The sequence below is a fragment of the Paenibacillus dendrobii genome (assembly GCF_009807035.1).
In the GTDB taxonomy this organism is placed as follows: domain Bacteria; phylum Bacillota; class Bacilli; order Paenibacillales; family Paenibacillaceae; genus Paenibacillus_AQ; species Paenibacillus_AQ dendrobii.
This window is the reverse complement of record NZ_WUBI01000001.1, coordinates 2,491,525-2,514,070: the sequence shown is the minus strand read 5'-3', so window position 1 is coordinate 2,514,070 and position 22,546 is coordinate 2,491,525. Positions and strand designations below refer to the sequence as shown.

The window sequence follows — 22,546 nt, the reverse complement described above, 5'->3', positions numbered from 1 at the left end:
AACAAGGGACTTATAATAACTCATAATTCGATAAAAGCTTCGACAAAGATATGGACCCAAGAAACGGACGGTGCAGAGAGAGGGAACGCTTGGCTGAAATTTCCTCACGTTATTCCGGCTTTGGTCTACCCCTTTGTAGCTGCGGTTATGAACGCCTTTCCCATTCGGGAATCAGCCATTAAGAGCCGCCGGGTCATTCCGTTATGAATGCTGATGAAGGATAACGACATTTTTTCCATGGCGTTATCAAATTTGGGTGGAACCACGGGTGCAAACACTCGTCCCTTGTATAGGGATGAGTGTTTTTTTGTATGCTTTTTTTGGAAAATGATGTTTCTGAGGTTAAACAATAAGGAGGAATTTACGTGTCAGTAAGTATCAAGCTTCCGGACGGATCCGTCCGTGAATACGCAGAAGGTAGCACCATTGAAGATGTAGCCGCATCGATCAGCAGCGGTTTGAAGAAAAATGCAGCAGCCGGCAAAATGGACGGTATTGTCGTGGACTTGTCCACTCCGCTCAAAGACGGTGCGCTGATTGAAATTGTAACTCTTGATTCCGAGGACGGACTGGAAGTCATGCGGCACAGTACGGCTCACTTGATGGCTCAAGCGGTAAAACGGCTCTTTGGCGCCAAAGAAGTGAAGCTCGGCGTTGGCCCGGTCATTGAAGGCGGATTTTATTATGACATGGATCTGGAGCATCCGCTCAATCCGGAAGATCTGCAAAAGATCGAGAAAGAAATGGAACGCATCGTAGGCGAAAACTTGCCGATCGTGCGCAAAGAGGTCAGCCGCCAGGAAGCGCTGAATGTATTTGGGGAGCTCGGCGATCCGTACAAGCTGGAACTGATCAATGCACTGCCTGAGGACAGCATTATTACGATTTATGAACAAGGTGAGTTCTTTGACCTTTGCCGCGGCCCGCATTTACCTTCCACAGGCAAAATCAAAGTATTCAAGCTGATGAACGTAGCCGGCGCATACTGGCGCGGAGACAGCAAGAACAAAATGCTGCAGCGGATTTATGGAACTGCATTCGCGAAAAAAGCTCAGCTTGATGAGCATCTGCATATGCTCGAAGAAGCCAAGAAGCGCGATCACCGCAAACTTGGCAAAGAGCTCGAAATCTTCACCTTCTCCCAGCTTGTGGGACAAGGCCTGCCTATGTGGCTGCCAAAAGGCGCGAAGCTGCGCCGCACGCTGGAACGTTATATCGTGGATTTGGAAGAGAGCCTCGGCTATCAGCACGTGTACACTCCGGTACTGGGTAACGTGGAACTATACAAAACATCAGGACACTGGGAGCACTACCAAGAGGACATGTTCCCTAAAATGGAGCTCGACAACGAGGAGCTTGTTCTTCGTCCAATGAACTGCCCGCATCACATGATGGTGTACAAGAGCTCGATGCACAGCTATCGCGATCTGCCGATTCGTATCGCCGAGCTTGGCATGCAGCACCGTTATGAAATGTCCGGCGCATTGACCGGCCTGCACCGCGTGCGCGCGATGACCCTGAATGACTCCCATATCTTCTGTCGTCCGGACCAGATCAAGGAAGAGTTTCTGCGCGTGATCCAGTTGATTACGAAAGTCTATGAAGACTTCGGCATTCATGATTTCCGCTTCCGTCTGTCTTATCGCGATCCGGAGGATACCGAGAAGTACTTCCCGAACGACGAAATGTGGGAAATGTCCCAACGCATGCTGCGTGAAGTTGTGGAAGAAACCGGCATTCCGTTCTTCGAAGCGGAAGGGGAAGCCGCATTCTATGGTCCGAAACTGGACGTGCAGATCCGCACAGCGCTGGGCAAAGAAGAAACGCTGTCTACCGTACAGCTGGACTTCCTGCTGCCAGAACGCTTTGAACTGGAATATGTCGGCGATGACGGTCAGAAGCATCGTCCGGTCGTTATTCACCGCGGTATTTTGGGTACGATGGAACGCTTCACGGCCTTCCTGCTTGAGAACTTCGCAGGTGCATTGCCGGTATGGCTGTCACCAGTACAGGTCAAAGTCATTCCGGTATCGACTGCATTCGAAAGCTATGCGAAACAGGTGGCCGAACAGCTGCAGCTTAGCGGCGTAGCCGTGGATGCCGATCTTCGCAATGAAAAACTGGGCTACAAGATCCGTGAAGGACAACTGGAGAAAATTCCGTATATGTTCATCGTCGGTGAAAATGAAATGAATGCGGGCTCCGTTTCCATCCGTAAGCGCGGAGAGGGAGATTTGGGCGCTATGCCGCTTTCCGAAGCGGTTTCCATGCTGAAGGATCAGATCGTAAACCGTGTGATTTTCTAAGAACTAAATTAGGCTCAAAAAGGTTGAAATTTCATTCTTTCTTTTTGAGAAAAGACGAAGCAGCGAAGGCGGACGGAATCGATCTGAAGAACGATCCGTAACCGCAGCGGCCACCCGTCGGGATAGTGTAAAATTATTGTTTTGAGCCATATTTAATCCTCTGCCATGAACCTTATGTTCAAAAAACATGTATAAATGCCTTTTCATCTGGACATCCTCGCTAGTAAGGGGGAGGATTTCAAATGATGAAGGTAAAAACATGGCAGAGGATTTTATTATGTATGCTTTTGTTTGGGCTGCTTGGGGATGCGCCAAATTTGTATGCCGCGGCATTTTCGATGACGCCAATTTCTGAATCGAATAGCACAAGCGCCAATTCAGTATTGTATTCAACCAACGACTACTATCTCAAACCGTTAAAATATGCATCGCAGCCGGAAATGTTCAAAATTGTCGATATCAACAAAAAGAAAGCCGAGCAGGTTGCAGGAGCAAGTCCAAATGAGTATTTGCCCAAGTTCAATTCAAAATCATTGCCGACGTTAGTCAAGCCAGAAACCAAGGTCAGTCCTGGGGCAAAGGTCGGCACGACGGTCAAGAAGCAAGGGGCGATTACCGTAACGGCTCCCAAACAGGATCAGATTATCCATACGGTAAAAGTGATGGCTACAGGATATACAGCCGGATACGAATCAACCGGGAAACGTCCAACTCATCCGCAGTATGGCATAACATATTCGGGAGTCAAGGTGCGCAGGGATAAGAATACGATCTCGACCATTGCCGCTGATCCGCGTGTATTCCCGCTAGGTACCATTCTATATATTCCCGAGTATGGATATGCTGTCGTTGCCGATGTCGGTTCCGCGATAAAGGGGAAGAAGATCGATCTTTATTTCGCCACGACCAAACAAGTCTACAAGGAGTGGGGAAAGAAAGAGGTTGAAGTTCAGGTTATCAAGCGAGGTAATGGAAAATGCAATGAGAAATTGGTGAATGCGCTGGGGAATGCAATTCAGACATACAAATCTGTGCCTGCCTCATTGCTTGAAGAAGTGATCTAATGATGGTTACAGCCTTTTTATCTACGCTGACGAGCTGAGATAAAAAGGCTTTTTTTGTGCCTAGGATGAACGCTGGCTTTCTGCATAAAATTGATGGCGTTTCACATACTACGGACTGGGGAAATGAATTACTGCCCCGGGCAAGTGTAGCTTGCCAAGTGATGAGAAGCTTGCAGGGAGGTGAAACCAGATGAAAAAGCAGAAAAATCAAGATAACTATCAAACACCTAACGAAAAATTCAATGCTGAATTCGCTGAAGAAAACTCTTCCCAAAAGAGCTCCAAAGCCGCAAAAAACAGCAACTCTAAAACTCCGGATGAAAAGTTCGACGCCGAATTCAACGAAAAGAACTAATCGCCCGCAGCATAAGGTTCTACAGGAAAACATCCGCTTGAAAAAGCGGGTGTTTTTATTTTTTTGTAAATCATATCCAGGTGACTCGGTCTCGAGACCGAGTACAACATCATTCCCGCGCCGCTATCGATAAAACGGCAGGATGTTGTACAATAATATCAAATCCACGGAGGTGGAGATTCCAAACTGAAAAGTTATTTTTTAAAAAGGAGATACACACATGAAAAAGCGATGGTTGGACCGTTTGTTTGGAGGGGCAGTGCTGATCGGAATCGGCGTTATTTTCCTTCTCAACCAGCTGGAGATTATCCATGTCAGTCTGGGTTATGTACTAGGCCAATATTGGCCGGTAATCCTGATTATTCTGGGAATCAAGGAGCTGCTCAAAGGCAGAAAATCGTTTGTGGGAGCGATTTTTCTTCTGTTGATCGGGACGTATTTTCTGGGGAGAAATGAAGGCTGGGTTTGGCTCACGCCAGGCAGTTTCTTCAAAATCATTATCCCTTCGTTACTGATTCTGGCGGGGGTGTACGTGATATTCAAGCCACATAATAACCGCTCGCAGCCTACACGCCCCCATGACATCGATGATCAGTCGGAGTTTATTCCGGAACCGCCGGAGCCCGAGGATTTGACGGCAAAATCGACGCTGGACCAGCAGTTTGAAGAAAAATTCGGCATTCCTTATACCGAACGAAAGCAAGCGGAGCGCAAGCACATTCGTATCGAGGATCATGAAGATGTTGACGACGATGATGATTTTGACATGGACGATATGGATGATGATGTTAAAGACAGATACAAGCATTACAAAAAGAAATATAAACAGCAAAAGAGACACCACCAGCAAATGAGGCACCAAATACGTCATGAAAGAAGACATGGGCATTCCGATTGGAATGGGGAACAGGAAGGTTTTGATGGAGGACGACACAGTGGGGGTAAAATCAACAAATCGGCCTTTATCGGTGATATTCATTTGGGACGCGATTATTTTGAGCTGAAGCCGACCAATCTGTCGCAGTTTATTGGAGATACGGTCTTGGATCTTACTAACGCTCATATCCCTTTTGGGGAAACGAAAATCAACATCTCGGCGTTTATCGGCGATATTAAGGTGTATGTGCCTGACGATACCGATCTCGGCGTTTCAGTCAATTCAAGCTCATTTATCGGTGATATGTCCATCCTGAACGAATCCCGCAGCGGATTTATGAGCAGCGTCCAATCGAAGACCCCCTTTTACAAGGATGCAAGGAAGAAAATACGCATTAATGTCAGCGCATTTATTGGCGACATCAAAGTGAACAAAGTAGGTTGAGCGCATGCGGAATATCATGAAGAATACCAAATGGGTGCTGTTGTTTTATTTTCTCCTGAGCGGTCTCTTGATGAGTGCAGTTCTATATATCGGGGCGGACAGTGGATATCTGGTCGTCAAAGGAACCTGGGTTTGGGTCTACACAAGCCTGGGCTTCCTGCTGTTATCCATTGTAATCGGCTATATGGCGGGTCAGCGGATTCAGCGCAAAATCGATATCTTGGAATACAATATGCTGCAGGTTGCAAAGGGAAATCTGTCCGTACGGATCGAGGAGTCCGATGACCCTACCTTTACGCGGCTCTACCATGAATTCAACAATTTGATGGAGGCCATGGAGAAGAAGATGATGCTGCTGCAGCGGATGGGCGAGCAGGAGGTTGTGGAGAAAGAACAGGCAGCGGAGCGTGCAGTGCTGGAAGAACGTCGACGCATGGCGCGCGACTTGCATGATACGGTGAGCCAGCAGCTGTTTGCCATTCATATGTCGGCCTCTTCGCTGCCCAAAGTGCTGGAGCGTAATGCGGAGCAAGGACAAGTGGTCATGACCCAGCTGATTTCCATGTCGCAAATGGCACAGAAGCAGATGAGGGCCTTGATCGCCCAGCTTCGTCCTGTGGAGCTGGAAGGGAAAAACCTTGAAGAAGCGCTTGAAGTATGGTTCCCGGATTACTGCCGCCAAAATGGACTCAAAGGCATGAAGGAAGTCGAATTGCAAGGAGATTTGTCCGAAGCGATCGAGCATCAATTGTTTTTGATTATTCAGGAGGCTATGGCTAATATCGTCAAGCATGCCCGTGCGCGTCTGGTCAGCATGTCGCTGCGTGAGGAACAAAGGCAGGTCGTTCTCAGCATCAGCGATGACGGTCAGGGATTTGATGAAATGCCGCATAAGACAGGATCGTATGGTTTGTCGACCATGCGGGAACGTGCAGAAAAATTAGGCGGTAAAGTTGAGGTTATCAGCCGCCAGGGTTCGGGAACAACGATTCGCGTACATATACCTAAGTTTGTGGATGAAACAAGCGGCAAGGGACATAAGATGGGAGAGGAAGAGGAATAATGACAGATATCATTAAAGTAATGATCGTGGACGATCATGAAATGGTACGAATGGGGCTCAAAACATATCTGATGCTGGAACCATCTATTGAGGTCGTCGGTGAAGCGGATAACGGTTCGAAAGTGGTCGACTGGCTTAAAAATACGGCGCCCGAGCAGTTCCCTGACCTGATTCTGATGGATCTGATGATGCCCGTCATGAATGGAGTTGAAACCACAAGAGCGGTTCTTGCGGAATATCCTTCCATGAAAATCGTCATTTTGACAAGCTTTCTGGAGGATGACCTTGTCGTGGATGCCGTCGAGGCCGGGGCCGTGAGCTATGTGCTCAAAACCGTGTCGGCGGATGAGCTCATATATGCGCTGCAAGGAGCAAACCGAGGCATGCCTGTGATGACCGGTGATGTCTCCCAGGCGCTTACGCGCGGCATACGCCAGCGCACCGTACAGGGCGATTCCTCAGGTATGACCGAGCGTGAAAAGGAAGTACTGCTGCTGATTGCCGAAGGAAAGAGCAACAAGGACATTGCCGAAGAATTACATATTAGCATCAAAACAGTCAAGACCCATGTCAGCAACCTGCTGATGAAATGCGAGCTGGAGGACCGAACGCAGCTGGCGATCTATGCGCATCGCAAGGGATGGGTGCAGGTCGATTAAGCAGGGAAGCGGTCTGGCTCTTTTTAAAATTTCGTCAATAGGTGTATTCTTTTAGAAATCAGGTGAAAGGCTGCCGTGAGGTATGCGTCTGATTTCGCAAGAAAAACTACCGCTAAAGGTGGTCTGGTATCTGTGAAATTTCGTCAATAGGCGTTTTCTTTTAGAAATCAGAGAGGAATCAACGAACGGAACAGCAGCCTGATTTCGCAAGAAAAACTACCGCTAAAAGGTGGTCTGGCATCTGTGAAATTTCGTCAATAGGCGTTTTTCTTATCTCCTTTTTAATTGTTTTTAATCTGCTATTAAGGTTTATAGTACATGATATAAACAGTTAAACAATTCCCATATGGAAATCGATATAAATAAGGGTACAGGAGGCATAAAACATGGACGAAAGAAACAGATCCGGTCAACCTGAAGATGAATTTGAAAATGGCACATTTAAACGCCAGGAATCTTCTGAGTCGGGTTCATCATATTACTATTCCTACGGTCCGTTCCAATCTCTCGGTAAAGATAACAATGAACAGCGTGGAGCAGAAAGCCCCAAGCAGGAGGATGTCGAGATAACGCCTCCAAATCCGGTTCGGCCGCTTCCGTCAGCGAATCCATATTACTCTTCGACTGACTCCGGCAATGTTGGCAGAAACGGCGGCGGAACAGGAGGTAGCGGCAGCAACGGCAATTGGCAGTTCAACCAAAAGCAGCCGCCCAAGACTTCCGTCAAAGCTATCTTGATCTCCTTCTTGGCGGGCGTTGTGGTCGTCGGGGCGTTGATGTTTACATCGGACCGAATGAACTTATTTACGCCGAATGCGGCAATGTCATCGGCTGAACAGCCTAGCACGACCGTATCTGCAGCGCCTGAAGGCGGTAGCGGTGGCAATACCTCCACAACCTCGCTTCCTTTGAGTAAACCTACGGACGTATCGGGTGTTGTACAGGAAGCAGGACCTGCTGTCGTAAAAATTGAAACGCTCGTGAAGCAAAGCAGCCGCAACAGCCAATCACAGTCGAATCCGTTCCTGAACGATCCGTTCTCTTACTTCTTTGGCGGCCAGTCCGGAGACGGCAGTGATAGCTACGGTGGGGATTCCCAATCCAATGGAGACTCCCAATCGCAATCCAAAGGGCAAACGCAACTGGTACCCTACGGCATTGGCTCGGGATTCATCTACAATAAAGACGGATACATTCTGACCAACGAGCACGTCGTTGAGAATGCGGACGTTATTCAAGTAACGATTGAGAATGACAAGAAGATCTATGAAGCCAAGCTTCTTGGCAAATCCAAGGATCTTGACCTTGCCGTACTTAAAATTGAAGGCAATAACAATTTCCCGGTTGTGCCACTTGGTGATTCCAATGGTTTGAAGGTAGGCCAGCCCGTAGTTGCCATCGGTAACCCTCAAGGATTTGACCATACGGTAACCAGCGGCGTACTGAGCGCACGCGAACGTTCCATTGACATCAAGGAGGAAACAGGCTCCGGTACTCGTAAATATCAGCATTTGCTGCAAACTGACGCGTCCATCAACCCAGGTAACTCCGGTGGTCCGTTGCTGAACATGAATGGCGAGGTCATAGGCATGAATGTGGCCGTAAGTGCTGATTCCCAAGGTATCGGCTTCGCGATTCCCACGAGCACCATTCAGAACGTTGTCAGCAAGCTCGAAAACAATGAGGAGATACCTAAAGATCCGGTACCATTCATCGGCGCAACACTGATGACTTTGACCGATGAAGTTGCCAAACAAATGGGTACCAACATTACGGAAGGGTGTGTTGTGTCGGATGTTACGTTCAAATCTCCGGCATATGAAGCGGATCTGCGTCCGTATGACATCATCACCGGCGTGAATGGTACCAGCTACAAGACGAATTCCGATCTGGTTGCCTTTATTCAAAAACAAAAGGTTGGCTCCAAGGTAACCTTGAACGTAGTTCGTAACGGCAAGAAAATGGATCTTGAAGTTACCGTCGGCGATAAAAACAAATACAACATTCCTTCTGAAAGTATGGATCAGGAATAAACAGAAGGTAGTAATCACTTTAACAGCGGAAGGGACGGTCCCTTCCGCTGTTGCTGTACAAAGATGCAAAGGCAAATATTCACTGCTACAATAGAAGTAATATCTTATTGTGAAAGTATAGAGAACAGGAATGAAGGGGCTATCCGTATATGCGATCGAAAGTACTAATTATTGATGATGACGAAAAAATTATCTCCATGCTCCGCAGAGGGCTCGCATTCGAAGGTTACGACATTATTACAGCCAATAACGGAGCTGAAGGCTTGAAGAGCGTTCTGAACAGTGAACCGGATCTGGTCATTCTGGATGTCATGATGCCGCAGGTCGATGGCTTTGAAGTATGCCGTCGTTTGCGTGAGGGAGGCATTCGCGTACCGATTCTGATGCTGACGGCGAAGGATGAAATTGAGCATCGCGTCAAAGGTCTGGATCTCGGAGCGGATGATTACCTCGTTAAGCCGTTCGCTCTGGAGGAACTGCTGGCACGTGTGCGTGCGCTCTTACGCCGGAAGCCTGGACAAGAAGACTCGGAGGATCATCGTTTGACGTTTGAGGATATCATCCTGGATGTTGATTCCAGAGAGGTGCTGCGAGAAGGTAAAAGGCTCGAACTGACGGCGAAGGAATTTGAGCTGTTGCATTTGTTCATGCAAAATCCGAAGCGGGTTTTGTCGCGGGATCTCATTATGGACAAGATTTGGGGTTATGATTACAGCGGCGAATCCAACGTGCTGGAAGTTTATATCGCGATGCTGCGTCAAAAAACCGAGGAACATGGAGGCAGAAGACTTATTCAAACGATTCGGGGAGCCGGTTACATTCTGAGAGGTGACTCATAAACATGTCCATAAGACTTCGGCTGACAGCCTGGTATACATGTATTTTGGCAGTAACGCTAATCTTGTTTGGGTCTGCCGTGTATGGAGTGGTTCACTATAATACGTATTCCGATATTAAAAAGAAGATTTTGCAGCAGCGAAATCAAATCACGAGTTTTATTTTGGATATAGGACAGTGGGGAACGATTGATCTTGGTCTTGAGGGGAAAGCGGATTTTCAGTCCGCGCAGATTTTCGGGCAGCTGCACAATTATCAAAGCAACAAGAACTCGGTGTCGCCCAATCTCAAGCAATTGGGCACTGTTTTCCCGGTACCCACCGCGAAAAACGCAATTCATGCAAAACAGTTTGAAACCATTTATATAAATGGAAATCCGTTTTTGGTTTATCAAGAACCCGTTATTATACAAAATCAGTTGCTCGGATTTCTGCAGCTTGGGGTGTTTACGGGACATGAGGTAGAACTTCTAAAACTCCTGCGGAGCATACTGATCATGAGTGCAACCATCATGCTGATTATGGCCACAACCTTCGGCCTTTTCCTCGCCCGCAAATCGATGGCACCGATCGGCAAGGTCATTGAAGCTGCGGGCCAGATTCAGAACGGATCGGACCTTAGCGTGCGGATTGCTTACGACGGCCCGCAGGACGAAATCGGGCAACTGATTAATACGGTAAACAGTATGCTGGGGCGTATGGAAGGCTTTTATAAAAACCTGGAAGAATCCTACGCCGCGCAGCGCCGGTTCGTATCCGATGCATCGCATGAACTTCGGACGCCGTTAACCACGATCCGCGGGAATGTGGATCTGCTTCAAAAAATGTGGTCCGAGGATGATACGGAACGTCCGAACCTGGACGAAGCAACCATGCATGCCATGTCCTTGGAAGCAGTTAGCGACATCGCGGACGAATCCAAACGGATGAGCCGGCTGGTTAGCGACATGTTGTCGCTGGCCCGGGCGGATACCGGACGGACTTTTGAGAAGCAGCCGGTTCCGCTCGAGATCTTGGTCGAGGAAGTGGCACGCCGGGCGCAAATGCTGCCGCATCAGGCTGAGTGGGTAACGGGAGACTTTTCCGTATTGAACGGCATTTACGTAAACGGCAACAAGGATTATATGCAGCAGATGCTGTTCATCTTTATCGAGAATGCGTTCAAATACACGCCTGAAGGTCAGGTCGTCTTTGATGCCTTTATCTATCAGAATCAGGTAGGAATACGGATTAGTGATACCGGCATCGGCATGGATAAGGAGGAAGTACCCTACATCTTTGATCGCTTTTACCGCGCAGACAAGTCACGTGGCGTAACAGAAGGGATCGGACTTGGTCTATCCATCGCCAAATGGATTATTGATGAGCTTCAAGGCTCCGTAGAAGTGGTAACACGTCAGGGTGAAGGAACCACCTTCGTCATCTGGCTGCCGATTGTCTTTCCGACGCCTCTCGAATAGGTTATAATAAATAATTGATAGCTTAGCATGAGGAAAGCAGGTGAAGTCAGCGTATGGAAGTCATTAAAATATCACCGCGCGGATATTGTTACGGCGTTGTGGATGCCATGGTGCTTGCGCGTCAGGCTGCACAGAATCTGGATCTCCCGCGGCCTATATATATACTCGGCATGATTGTTCATAACAGCCATGTCACGAATTCTTTTGAGGATGAAGGGATTATTACGCTGGATGGAGCGAACCGTCTGGATATCCTGGATCAAGTGGAGAAAGGCACGGTTATTTTTACAGCACACGGCGTTTCTCCCGAGGTACGCAAGATTGCCCGTGATAAAGGTTTGACAACCGTCGATGCGACCTGTCCTGATGTGACGAAGACGCATGATTTGATCCGTGAGAAGGTTGCGGATGGTTATGAAGTGATCTATATCGGGAAAAAGGGCCATCCGGAGCCGGAAGGCGCCATTGGCATCGCACCCGATCACGTACATCTGATCGAGAAGGAAGAGGAGATAGCCGAGCTTAAGGTAACGTCCTCCAAAATCATCATTACGAATCAGACAACCATGAGCCAGTGGGATATCAAACACATCGTGAAACGCCTGCTGGAGTTGTATCCTGCGGCTGAGGTGCATAATGAAATCTGCCTGGCGACCCAGGTGCGTCAGGAAGCTGTAGCCGAGCAGGCGGGACAGGCCGATCTGGTCATTGTCGTCGGAGATCCAAGAAGCAACAACTCGAACCGGCTGGCACAGGTATCTGAAGAGATTGCCCATGTCAAAGCGTACCGGATTGCCGACATCACCGAGCTCAACCGCGACTGGCTGGAAGGCATTGCGAAAGTGGCCGTTACTTCCGGAGCATCTACTCCTACACCGATTACTAAAGAGGTCATTAACTATCTGGAGCAGTACGATCCGAATGACCCGGAAACCTGGGAGATCCGGCGGACGGTGAATATGCAGAAACTTCTGCCACCGGTTAAAGCTAAAAGGTAAATCAAGAACAGGCTTTCCTTTAATGGATGGCCTGTTTTTTTGTTGTATAGAAGATTGTGGATTAATGATAGGGCTCTTTTCTCATATTTTAGATAAAGGTAAGGACTTGGTATTGACGGATAGAGGCAAATGTTATATAGTTACTTTAGTGATTAAAAGCATAAAAGCTAAAACGCGTCTAAGCAAATAAGTATTAGCCGGAATTTATTAAAATATCTAAGCTGCGCAGCAGACTCTGCGCTTTCATAAGAAGGGAATGGTAATCATGATCGTTATTACATCCAACACGACGCCGGAGGAACAAATTCAGGATATCGTCCGCGTTATTGAAAAGAACGGTTTGCAGGCATCTATCTCTAGAGGTTCGGACCGCACGGTTATCGGGCTTGTCGGTAAAGTGGATCCAACGATAGCAGAGCATCTGCGGCAGATGAAAGGCGTTGAAAATGTAGTGAAGATTACAAAATCATACAAGTTGGCAAGCCGGGATTTTCATCCGGAAAACACGGTTATTGATATCAAAGGCGTGAAAATCGGCGGCGAAGAGCTGGTTGTAATGGGTGGTCCTTGTGCAGTGGAATCCCCGGCTCAAATCGACGAAATCGCAGCGCTGGTGAAAGCGGCAGGCGGGCAGGTGCTCCGCGGCGGCGCGTTCAAACCTCGTACGGGTCCTTACAGTTTCCAAGGCGTCGGCGTTGAAGGATTAATCATGATGGCCGAAGCGGGTCAGAAGCATGGACTGTTGACGATTACCGAAGTCATGACACCCGAGTATGTTGATATCTGTGCGGAGTACGCGGATATACTTCAGGTCGGTACACGAAACATGCAGAACTTTGATCTGCTCCGTAAGCTGGGGACCTGCGGCAAACCGGTTCTCCTTAAGAGAGGCTTCAGCGCTACTTACGATGAATTGCTGAACGCGGCTGAGTACATCCTTGCCGGAGGAAATCCGAATGTAATGCTCTGCGAGCGTGGAATCCGGACTTTTGAAAGCTATACCCGCAATACGCTGGATCTGTCAGCGATTCCTGTGCTGCAATCGCTGAGCCATTTGCCTGTCATCTCCGACCCTAGTCACGGCACCGGACGCCGCGAGCTGGTGGAGCCGATGTCCAAGGCATCCGTCGCAGCCGGAGCAAATGGTCTCATTATCGAAATGCATACCGACCCTGATAACTCGATGACGGGTGACGGTGTTCAATCTCTGTTCCCGGATCAATTTGCAGCGCTTTTGAAAGATCTGGAGAAGCTTGCTCCGATTGTCGGCCGCACGTTTAACACAGAAAAAGCTCCTGCGGAGGCCTTTGTCGTCTAAACCCGTTTATTCATAACCTAATCATATATGGGCCTGCCTTGACGGTGCAAACCGACAGGCAGGCTGTTTGTTGTGCTTTAAATGGGCAAAGGCCTAAAGGTGTGAGGTTACCTAACACTAATCAAAAAAATACCTGACATGGATATTGACGATGTCAGGTTTTTCGTTTTATAATGACGACATAAATATTAGATACTGAACGTTCACGCTGGATATATGGGTTAATGTTCGGATATTGGGAGGAAGAGATCATGTCGGTTGAAAACGTGTTGAAAACAATCAAGGATAATGCAATTGAGTGGGTGGATTTTCGCTTTGTAGATTTGTCTGGCCGTGCCCATCACATTTCTTTGCCTGCTAAAGAAGTAGATGAAGAAACGTTTGTGAACGGAGTAGCGTTTGATGGTTCTTCCATCCCAGGTTTCCGAGGCATCGAAGAATCCGACATGGTTATGATGCCTGATCCTGATGCGGCATATGTCGATCCTTTTACCGCACATCCAACATTAAATATCATGTGCAACATTTATACGCCGGACGGCGAGCGTTACGAGCGCGATCCGCGCAGCATTGCGGCGAAGGCCGAAGAGTTTCTGCAAGCTAGCGGTGTAGGAACAACAGCTTTCTTTGCACCGGAGTCCGAATTCTTTATTTTCGACGATGTTCGTTACGAGAGCACTATGAACAGTTCTTCCTTCTATGTGGATTCCGAAGAAGCAGCATGGAATACCAACCGCAAGGAAGAAGGCGGTAACCTGGGCTTTAAAGTAGGGGTTAAAGGTGGATATGTTCCAGTAGCTCCAGTAGATACGCAGCAGGACATCCGCAGTGAAATGTGCCGCTTGCTTGAAGAGGTAGGCTTGCGCGTGGAACGCCATCATCATGAAGTGGCGACTGCAGGCCAAGCGGAGATCAACTTCCGTTTTGACACGTTGAAGAAAACAGCAGACAATCTGCTTGTATACAAATATATCGTTCACAATACGGCTCGTCAGTATGGTAAAGTGGCAACCTTTATGCCGAAGCCTCTTTTCGGGGACAACGGAAGCGGCATGCACGTTCACCAATCCATTTTCAATGGCGACACGCCTTTGTTCTACGAAAAAGGTGCTTATGCCAACCTGAGTGAGATGGCCTTGCATTACATCGGCGGCATTCTGTACCATGCTCCAGCCCTGCTGGCGCTGACCAATCCGTCGACGAACTCTTTCAAACGACTGGTTCCAGGCTATGAAGCCCCGGTGAACCTGGTATTCTCCAAAGGGAACCGTTCTGCGGCAATCCGTATTCCGGTTGCTGCCGTCACGCCGAAAGGCTGCCGGATCGAGTTCCGTACGCCGGACTCTACGGCGAACCCTTATCTGGCATTCTCGGCTATGCTGATGGCCGGTCTTGATGGCATCAAACGTAAAATCAATCCGGTTGAGCTTGGTTATGGCCCAATGGACAAAAACATTTACGAGCTGAGCGATGACCAAAAAGCGCAAATCCGCAGCGTGCCTGGTACACTGGATGAAGCGCTTGACGCTCTGAAAGCCGATTACGAGTTCTTGCTCGAAGGCGACGTATTCACCAAAGAATTCATCGATAATTTCATCGAACTGAAGCGCGGCGAAGCGAAAGCCGTTGCCATCCGCATTCATCCGCATGAATACGGCCTGTATTTTGACTGCTAATCAGCTCGCATTCCTCAAGACTGCCCTCCCGGGGCAGTCTTTTTCTTTGTTCAACTTCACCAATAAGAGCCTGAAGCCGCCAACGAATATGGATAACTTATTGACAGAAAAAAAGATTATATCTATACTTTTTGGTAAAATATACATTGAAATAAAATAATATTCTTTTAAATCCAAATTATGTAAAAATTGATTTCTGTTATTGTTATGAATCTATAGAAATCACAGCAAGCGGGGGAGATGATTGCAACGAATGCACTAAACCTTCTGGAACTTGATAAGATTACGAAAGCCTTTGGGGATTATTCCGCCATATCCGAATTGAACACGGCGGTTATGCCTGGCGAAAGGATAGGGCTTATCGGGCCCAACGGAGCTGGGAAAAGCACACTGCTGAAAATCATCGCTGGAATTATTTCCAAGGACTCCGGCGAACTGCGGCTTGAAGGCCAGCAGGTTCTGAAGAATAACGACCTTGCCAAATCAAAAGTAGCCTATCTTCCTGATGAACCTCCTCTCTACGATTTATTGAATGCCAATGAATATTTGGAATATACGGCAGCTCTTTGGAAAATTCCGATCGAATCCGCAGAACCGAAAATAAAGGAATTGATGAAGCGGTATCAGATGACGGATGTCTCCACCCTGTGGATTAAGAACTATTCCAAGGGGATGAGACAAAAGCTGGGGCTGATATCGGTCCTGTTCCGCGGCTCTCCACTGCTGCTTCTGGATGAGCCGTTCACCGCACTGGATACCGATGCCGTGGATACGACAATTCAATACCTGCAAGATCGGTCGTTTGTTCACGCCGCCATGATCGTGAGCCATGATTTGGATCTGCTTGAGCAGGTTGCCGACAGGGCGATTGTCCTGGATAAAGGCCAAATTATAGCCGAATTTCCGTCATGCAGTAATCTTAAAGAGCAGTACGAGAACGCCAAAAGGAGGTTTCAGCTGGAAGATGCCTCAGTCCAGAATTAAGCACTTCTTGTTGCCGTTCCTGCTGGAGTGGAGGTTGCTGTGGAGGAGCGAGCTGGGGAGCCCTGGGTGGAGCCGGTGGAGGAAATGGATATATGCCGTATATATTGCCGTCATCTTAGCCGTATCCTCTTACCGCCTGCTAACTTCAACGCATGTTCCGGATGCCCGCGCCGTATTGTCTTTGGGATTCATCACCACGTTATTTTTATGGACATCTTTTAAATCCATATCCTTCAATGAGAAGCATTCGAATGTCTTTATTATTTCGATGGCACCCTACTCCAAATATCTGCACCTGCTATTGAAAATCTGTGCCCATTGGTTGTATCACAGTTCTTTGCTTTTGCTATTGGTGTCTCCGTCGCTGCTTAATATGATTTTCGGCGGTCATCCGCGAATCGTGTTTTCTTATGTCCTCTTGGGGTTTGTCGCTCTCTGGGTTACAAGCCTGGCGTGGATTCTAATGTCCCTGATTGTGTATCAATGGGGTGCGGACGTGGCACGCTTTTTCCTAAAAGTCCTGTCCTTCGTCCTCTCCATTGGCGCTACAGCAGAGATTGTCTTCTATCCTCATGAGTTCGAGCGAACCTACCAATCATGGATGACAGAACTGCAAACACTGCTGCCGAGCTTAGGTTTTTTCCTGGGTGCAGGCGTTGTTTTCCTGATCGCGGTATGGACTGCGAGCGGTCTGTTGACCAAAAGAAATGCCAGGCAGACAGCTAACGGCGGCGGAGCTGCCGGAATGAAGATCATGGGCTTTTCCGCATTGCTGATGAAAGAATACCGGTTATTGCTCCGGCTTTTGCGCAAGATTGCCATGTTCACGCTGTTTAATTATGCGCTCTCCTTCGGCATCGTCTGGGTGCTCTTCCGTGTGGCTCATCCCAATGAGCTGTACTTTTATGTAAGCCTCATGATGTTTATTTTTGCGGTGTACATAGCAGGTCCCAGCAATATGCTTTGCGCTTGCGAGGAACAAACCGTCAAGATATTGCGGACCAGTCCGACTTCCATCAGAAAGGTCATCATGGCGAAAACCATTGCTGTCTACTCCATTCTGGGCCCTGTCTCTTTGATTGCCGGCTGCCTCATTTTAAGAATCAGTCAAAAAGATCCGATTCAGCTCTATCTCATTATCGGTGCTGGTATATGCGTAGGCATGGTTTCGGTATGGACTGGTGCGATGGAAACGATTATTCATCTGCTCGGCTTCGGATTTCCCAAAATGATGTCGATCTCCACGCCGAGTCTTGTCGGCTCCGCCATTTTGGTCATTACCAGCTATTTTATGGGGAAAATGAACATCGTTGCGATTGCGCTGTTACTGTTATGCGTTCTTGCCATCTATAGTTATTCCATATTGACGGGGCTGCGTTTGTTAAGACGAGCCTAACGAATGTATTTCATTTCAAGGGGGAAGAGTTATGCCTAAAAATCAGTCGAATTCATGGATCAAATTTTTAGCCGTTTTGTCGCTTTTGACAATGGTGAATCTATCAGGACATCCTAATCCTTTTCAACCGTTTTTTCCTTTTTTCGTATTTTTCATCTTATGGAACCATAATCAAGTATGGCTGCATCGTGCATCTTATTTAGGCTTCATCGGATTTGTGGGTTTTATAGGTTATTTATTAAATATTTAGAAAAATAGTAAAAATATTGAAATTATTTAAAAGTCTTGTATAATTTATGTAGGGCAACAGACGGTCCGATATCCATCATCAAGGCCGCCCTTTCTGATTCATGTATGAAAGGAGGTGATATTTTGTTGAAGTGGAATCGTATTACGAAGGCTTTGGTAGGTACAGCTTTCGTTGCTTCGCTTATTTTTGTATCGACGAACCAGCAGGCATTGGCTGTTTCGCCGTCACAGATTGAGCCGGACAAGGAAGAAATGATACAGGCCAGCTGGTGGGCAGCGGCAGGTGCCGCTGCAGCTGGAGGCGCAGCATCAGGCGCTGTCACGGGAGCCGCAGCTGGAGCTGGCGGATTGTCCTGGTCGCTGCCTGGCACGCTTGCCGGAGCAGGCGCAGGCGCAGCTACGGGCGCAGCCGTAGGCGCAGTAGCCGGCTTTGCTGGCTATGCCGTCTCCTCTCTGTTCGGTGCATCGATGGAACCATCCTATACACAGGTAACTGACATAGTATTTGATCATTAAAATCCATAAGTTTCTAAAAACGTCATCAGCATCCCGTTTTGGACAACCAGATCAGGGATGCTGATGGTTGTTTATCGACTTAACCTGCGAGGGAGGAGGAGAAACGCTGAGGATTTTTCCAGAAGGAGCGTTTCTAATTAAGGGACCATGAAACGTAAAATTTTGTCCAGACTTGTACTTTGCTCCTTAGTGGCTGTTTCTGCTTATATTTTCATCAGTCATTTTTTTCTGATCTTTCTGTATCTTTCTCCCGCCAATCCAATCAAATCTGCTATGAATCCGTATATTCATCAATACACGCAAGATCTATGGGCGCAAAACTGGTCACTGTTTGCCCCGGAACCTTTACATAACAACACAGGCTTATTGGTTAAATGCAAGGATGAAGACGCGGACCAGGAATCCGAATGGTACAACATTAATGTCGGCATGCTGAATTCGCTGCATAATGAGCCCTTAGGGCCATTTGTAAGATTATCGCGCATGCATTTGACGGCGATCCGCTATTACCAGGGCTTTTCGGATCCAACCTCGGAGCTGTACCGACAAAAAATATGCGGCACCGACCCTGATAACCCCGTCTGCAAAAGAGAAGACGACAGTTCCAAGACGACCAAGGAAATGGGCACGAAAATGCTAAAACGCCTTGGATCTGTAGCTTGTACCCAATTAACCCGGAGCAATAAGATACAGGATGTGAAGCTTAGAGTCCTGTTCGCTCCGGTAAAGCCCTATTCAGAACGGATGAATCAGCAATGGAAGCCGGAGATTGCCGGATTCGAAACTGAATGGCTGAAGTATGAAGAGGTGGCTCCGCTGCCTTTTAAACTGGCATCGGGGGGACCTGCGACATGAAGATCGGTGCATGGATTGATAAAGCCATTGACGTGATTTCGGTCCCGCGGCATCAGGTTGGTATGAAGCTGGTCAGAATCATTATCGGGGTCATTTTGCTGTATATTTATTCGGTCAACTACGGACAGCGATTTTTCTTGTTTGGACCGGATGGTGTTTTTTCCGATTCGAATTTATTCAGCCTTTTTCATGTAGACAGTCCTTTGGTTTTTAACATTCTCTATCATGTTGCCATTCTTGCGGCATTGTGCTTTACGATCGGATGGGGCGGAAGAATCATTGTATTCATAAATTTTCTGTTCTTCTGGTCGTGGACTTCTGTTTCGCTCTTGATCGGCGACGGGGGAGATAATCTGCTTCGCGTCATGTTCCCTTATCTGATCCTTACGGATCTGTTCGGCAAACTGGATTCCAAGCCGACGACGCTGTGGAAGAAAGCTCTGGGCATTTTGCATAATTTCGGGTGGATGGCCGTCATTTTGCAGATCTGTTACGTCTATTTCACGGCCGGGCTGATGAAAATCCAGGGAGGCATGTGGCAGGATGGCACCGCGCTGTATTATATCCTTCAGGTCGACGAGTTCCGAAATCCGTTATTTTCGTCGCTCATCGTCAATCATCCATGGACCTCGGTTGCCGGCTCGTACGTAACGATCTTTTTCCAAATTGCGTTTCCGTTTCTGATCCTCTACCGGCGCGTAAAACCGTTTGTCATTGCCGTGTCGATCATGTTCCACTTGGGAATCTGGGTGTTCATGAATCTGCCTTCGTTCTCGCTTGTAATGATTGCCTTTGAGCTGCCGCTGCTGTCCGATGGCTTCTATTACAAGGTTGCCGGAATGTTCCGTTCCAGATGGAGTGGCCTTAAAAGGCGTTTTGTCTTATCTACAGATAAAAAACAGACCGTTAACAGAGAAGTATCCTAACAGGGGTGGAGGGGAATTTCGATGCCATACGAGCCAAATGCAGCTGATCAAGAACATGGCAAAGGGCTTTTTGTTTTTTACGACAATTGGTGTCCGATGTGTACTCGAACGATGCGTTTCTACCGGAAGTGGGATTGGTTCAAGCGCATAACCTTTATGCCAGCCAGGGAAGAGCAAATCCTCGAGCAATTTCAAGTGGATCAGGAGCAGGCGCTGAAACGCATGGTTGCGGTAAAGTACACCAAGAAAAAAAAGTACCGAATGACCGCGAACGCGGCGAAGCACTTGGAAACACAGCAGTTTGAGGGCATCGACACCATCTATCATATGAGCCGTCAAATTCCTATACTATGGGTGCTCGTTCCGTTTTTATATGCGGCCCGTATCCTCGGGATCGGTGCATACGTATACGACTGGATTGCAAGCAGCAGGAAAATCATTCCGATTGGCCAGTGCGAGGGCGATGTTTGCATGATCCCGAAGAGATAAAGACAACTATATAAATTGAAGTTTATTTTATATAGAAGGTTTTCCGGTAGCTGATATCAGCGTGTCTTACCAAAAGGCTGTCCCATCTTGGGGCAGTCTTTTGTTTGCTCTTAGCTCACACGCCCGTACCTCTTAATTCATCATAATCCGATGACCTATCAACCTGCATGCCTCGCTATCTGGTTGGACATATTAACCAAATGAATAATACATAAACAGGAGATGTGAACGAGGATGAAGCATGATCATAAGAAGCATGGCAGCGGTGCCCTTGAACAGGAGAGAACGCATGCTGGCGGCACATCGGGTGAGGTGGAAAAGGCCAAAACACTGACGGACCGTCAAGGCCACCCGATATCCGATAATCAGAATGTGCGGACAGTAGGCAGCCGTGGACCGATGACGCTGGAGAACTATCACTTTCTCGAGAAGATCACCCACTTCGATCGGGAGCGTCCGCCGGAGCGAGTCGTTCATGCCCGCGGGGCAGGAGCGCATGGTTATTTTGAAAGCTATGGCAAGGTAGGCGAGGAGCCGGTGTCCCAATACACCCGCGCGAAACTGTTTCAGGTCAAAGGAAACCGTACGCCTGTGTTCGTGCGTTTCTCGACCGTGATACATGGAACGGGTTCACCGGAGACACTGCGGGATCCGCGCGGATTTGCGGTGAAGTTTTATACCGAGGAAGGAAACTGGGACCTCGTAGGAAACAACCTCAAGATCTTTTTTATCCGCGATCCCCTGAAATTCCCGGACATGGTGCATGCCTTTAAGCCGGATCCGGTATCCAATGTGCCAGGTTCCGTGGGGATGTTTGATTTTGTATCCAAATCTCCTGAAGCGACCCATATGATTACTTTCCTTTTCTCCCCTTGGGGAATACCCGCAAACTATCGGCAGATGCAGGGTTCGGGCGTTAACACGTATAAGTGGGTGAATGCGGAAGGGCAAGCGGTGCTTGTGAAGTACCACTGGGAGCCGATTCATCAGGGCATTAAAAATCTGACGCAGGGCGAAGCCAACGAGATTCAAGGCATGAATGACAGCCACGCGACCCAGGATCTGTATGAGGCAATCAAGCGGGGGGACTACCCTGAATGGGAGCTATGCGTGCAGATCATGAGTGATGATGACCATCCCGAGCTCGATTTCGATCCGCTGGATCCGACCAAACTGTGGCCGGAAGAGCAGTTCCCTTTTCTTAAAGTAGGTAAAATGGTACTCGATCGGAACCCGGAGAATTATTACAACGAGGTAGAGCAGGCGGCATTCGGCACTGGAGTGCTTGTGGATGGACTTGATTTCTCTGATGATAAGCTGCTTCAAGGACGTACATTTTCTTATTCCGATACCCAACGTTACCGTGTAGGAACCAACTATCTACAGCTGCCGATCAACGCGCCCAAAAAGCGTGTAGCGACGAATCAGCGAGCCGGACAGATGCAGTATTTTGTCGACATGGCACCTGAACAGAGCCCGCACGTGGACTATGAGCCATCGATGACGGATGGTCTCGTTGAAGCGGAGCAACAAGCGAAGCCACACGAACCCGAGTATCATGCGAAGCTGCAGCGTGAGAGAATCGAGCGGACGAATGATTTCAAGCAAGCGGGTCATACATTCCGCGCCTTCGAGGACTGGGAAAGGGAGGATCTCATCCGTAATCTCGTGAACGCGCTGATTCTGTGCGATGAATCCATACAGCAGCAGATGGTACGAAACTTTACTCAAGCCGATGAAGAATATGGCCGGAGAGTAGCCGAAGGGTTGGCAAAAGCCCGCAATAAGGAAGCAAAAGGTTCGGATCAGCGAAAGAAAGCGGTTCGTGACGCTGAGCGAATGGGTCATGAAGCGGAACCCTATTAAACATAACGATGCCTGTCCGCCTTGGCGGGTGGGCTCTTTTTCATATATCAGCCGGTTATCGTTACTTCATGCGAACAGTTCGCTCTGGCTTCTTAGGTCACTTGAAGAGTGCAAAAGATTTTATTTCTGTAAAGCTTTATAAGAGTAAAAGAAATGTGCTAAAGTGATATGGAAAG

General features: G+C 48.1%; 20 protein-coding genes. All 20 read left to right on the top strand.

What is annotated here, in order from left to right:
• Window positions 1-365 precede the first annotated feature (365 nt).
• Complete coding sequence (thrS, locus tag GRF59_RS10945) at window positions 366-2,306, top strand: threonine--tRNA ligase (RefSeq protein WP_160497589.1); 1,941 nt, start codon at window positions 366-368, stop codon at window positions 2,304-2,306.
• 533 nt (window positions 2,307-2,839) lie between these two features.
• The gene (locus GRF59_RS30270; RefSeq protein WP_423802953.1) at window positions 2,840-3,370 is read left to right on the top strand and encodes a 3D domain-containing protein; all 531 of its coding nucleotides are present in this window, start codon (window positions 2,840-2,842) and stop codon (window positions 3,368-3,370) included.
• Window positions 3,371-3,560: 190 nt separating this feature from the next.
• The gene (locus GRF59_RS29380) at window positions 3,561-3,725 is read left to right on the top strand and encodes a hypothetical protein (protein ID WP_202128539.1); all 165 of its coding nucleotides are present in this window, start codon (window positions 3,561-3,563) and stop codon (window positions 3,723-3,725) included.
• Between the two features lie 220 nt (window positions 3,726-3,945).
• The gene (gene liaF / locus GRF59_RS10935; protein ID WP_160497588.1) at window positions 3,946-5,046 is read left to right on the top strand and encodes a cell wall-active antibiotics response protein LiaF; all 1,101 of its coding nucleotides are present in this window, start codon (window positions 3,946-3,948) and stop codon (window positions 5,044-5,046) included.
• Window positions 5,047-5,050: 4 nt separating this feature from the next.
• Window positions 5,051-6,109, top strand: a complete 1,059-nt coding sequence (locus GRF59_RS10930; protein ID WP_160497587.1) for a sensor histidine kinase — start codon at window positions 5,051-5,053, stop codon at window positions 6,107-6,109.
• Window positions 6,109-6,768 (top strand): response regulator, encoded by a 660-nt coding sequence (locus GRF59_RS10925; protein WP_160497586.1) that lies wholly within the window; start codon window positions 6,109-6,111, stop codon window positions 6,766-6,768. The genes GRF59_RS10930 and GRF59_RS10925 overlap by 1 nt, the downstream gene beginning before the upstream one ends.
• A gap of 386 nt (window positions 6,769-7,154) precedes the next feature.
• Complete coding sequence (locus GRF59_RS10920; RefSeq protein ID WP_160497585.1) at window positions 7,155-8,801, top strand: S1C family serine protease; 1,647 nt, start codon at window positions 7,155-7,157, stop codon at window positions 8,799-8,801.
• A gap of 149 nt (window positions 8,802-8,950) precedes the next feature.
• Window positions 8,951-9,640: a response regulator transcription factor gene (locus tag GRF59_RS10915; protein ID WP_160497584.1), complete on the top strand. Its 690-nt coding sequence runs from the start codon at window positions 8,951-8,953 to the stop codon at window positions 9,638-9,640.
• 2 nt (window positions 9,641-9,642) lie between these two features.
• Window positions 9,643-11,097: a sensor histidine kinase gene (locus tag GRF59_RS10910; RefSeq protein ID WP_160497583.1), complete on the top strand. Its 1,455-nt coding sequence runs from the start codon at window positions 9,643-9,645 to the stop codon at window positions 11,095-11,097.
• Between the two features lie 53 nt (window positions 11,098-11,150).
• On the top strand, window positions 11,151-12,095 hold the full coding sequence (locus GRF59_RS10905) for a 4-hydroxy-3-methylbut-2-enyl diphosphate reductase (protein WP_160497582.1): 945 nt from the start codon (window positions 11,151-11,153) through the stop codon (window positions 12,093-12,095).
• Window positions 12,096-12,360: 265 nt separating this feature from the next.
• A complete protein-coding gene (gene aroF / locus GRF59_RS10900) occupies window positions 12,361-13,413 on the top strand; it encodes a 3-deoxy-7-phosphoheptulonate synthase (RefSeq protein WP_160497581.1) in 1,053 nt (350 codons plus the stop codon).
• A 251-nt stretch (window positions 13,414-13,664) separates the two neighbouring features.
• Window positions 13,665-15,089, top strand: coding sequence for a type I glutamate--ammonia ligase (gene glnA / locus GRF59_RS10895; RefSeq protein WP_160497580.1), 1,425 nt, complete (start codon window positions 13,665-13,667; stop codon window positions 15,087-15,089).
• A 240-nt stretch (window positions 15,090-15,329) separates the two neighbouring features.
• The gene (locus GRF59_RS10890) at window positions 15,330-16,073 is read left to right on the top strand and encodes an ABC transporter ATP-binding protein (RefSeq protein ID WP_160497579.1); all 744 of its coding nucleotides are present in this window, start codon (window positions 15,330-15,332) and stop codon (window positions 16,071-16,073) included.
• Entirely contained in the window at window positions 16,054-17,469 is a 1,416-nt protein-coding gene (locus GRF59_RS10885; RefSeq protein ID WP_160497578.1) for a hypothetical protein, read from the top strand. The genes GRF59_RS10890 and GRF59_RS10885 overlap by 20 nt, the downstream gene beginning before the upstream one ends.
• Before the next feature lie 31 nt (window positions 17,470-17,500).
• The gene (locus GRF59_RS10880) at window positions 17,501-17,719 is read left to right on the top strand and encodes a hypothetical protein (protein WP_160497577.1); all 219 of its coding nucleotides are present in this window, start codon (window positions 17,501-17,503) and stop codon (window positions 17,717-17,719) included.
• Window positions 17,720-17,841: 122 nt separating this feature from the next.
• Window positions 17,842-18,234: a hypothetical protein gene (locus GRF59_RS10875; RefSeq protein WP_160497576.1), complete on the top strand. Its 393-nt coding sequence runs from the start codon at window positions 17,842-17,844 to the stop codon at window positions 18,232-18,234.
• A gap of 147 nt (window positions 18,235-18,381) precedes the next feature.
• Window positions 18,382-19,089, top strand: coding sequence for a DUF5819 family protein (locus tag GRF59_RS10870; protein WP_160497575.1), 708 nt, complete (start codon window positions 18,382-18,384; stop codon window positions 19,087-19,089).
• Window positions 19,086-20,015 (top strand): HTTM domain-containing protein, encoded by a 930-nt coding sequence (locus GRF59_RS10865; RefSeq protein WP_160497574.1) that lies wholly within the window; start codon window positions 19,086-19,088, stop codon window positions 20,013-20,015. Before GRF59_RS10870 ends, GRF59_RS10865 begins: the two co-directional genes overlap by 4 nt.
• 21 nt (window positions 20,016-20,036) lie before the next feature.
• Window positions 20,037-20,504, top strand: coding sequence for a thiol-disulfide oxidoreductase DCC family protein (locus GRF59_RS10860; RefSeq protein ID WP_160497573.1), 468 nt, complete (start codon window positions 20,037-20,039; stop codon window positions 20,502-20,504).
• 234 nt (window positions 20,505-20,738) lie between these two features.
• Window positions 20,739-22,370: a catalase gene (locus GRF59_RS10855; RefSeq protein ID WP_160497572.1), complete on the top strand. Its 1,632-nt coding sequence runs from the start codon at window positions 20,739-20,741 to the stop codon at window positions 22,368-22,370.
• The last annotated feature ends 176 nt before the right edge of the window (window positions 22,371-22,546 follow it).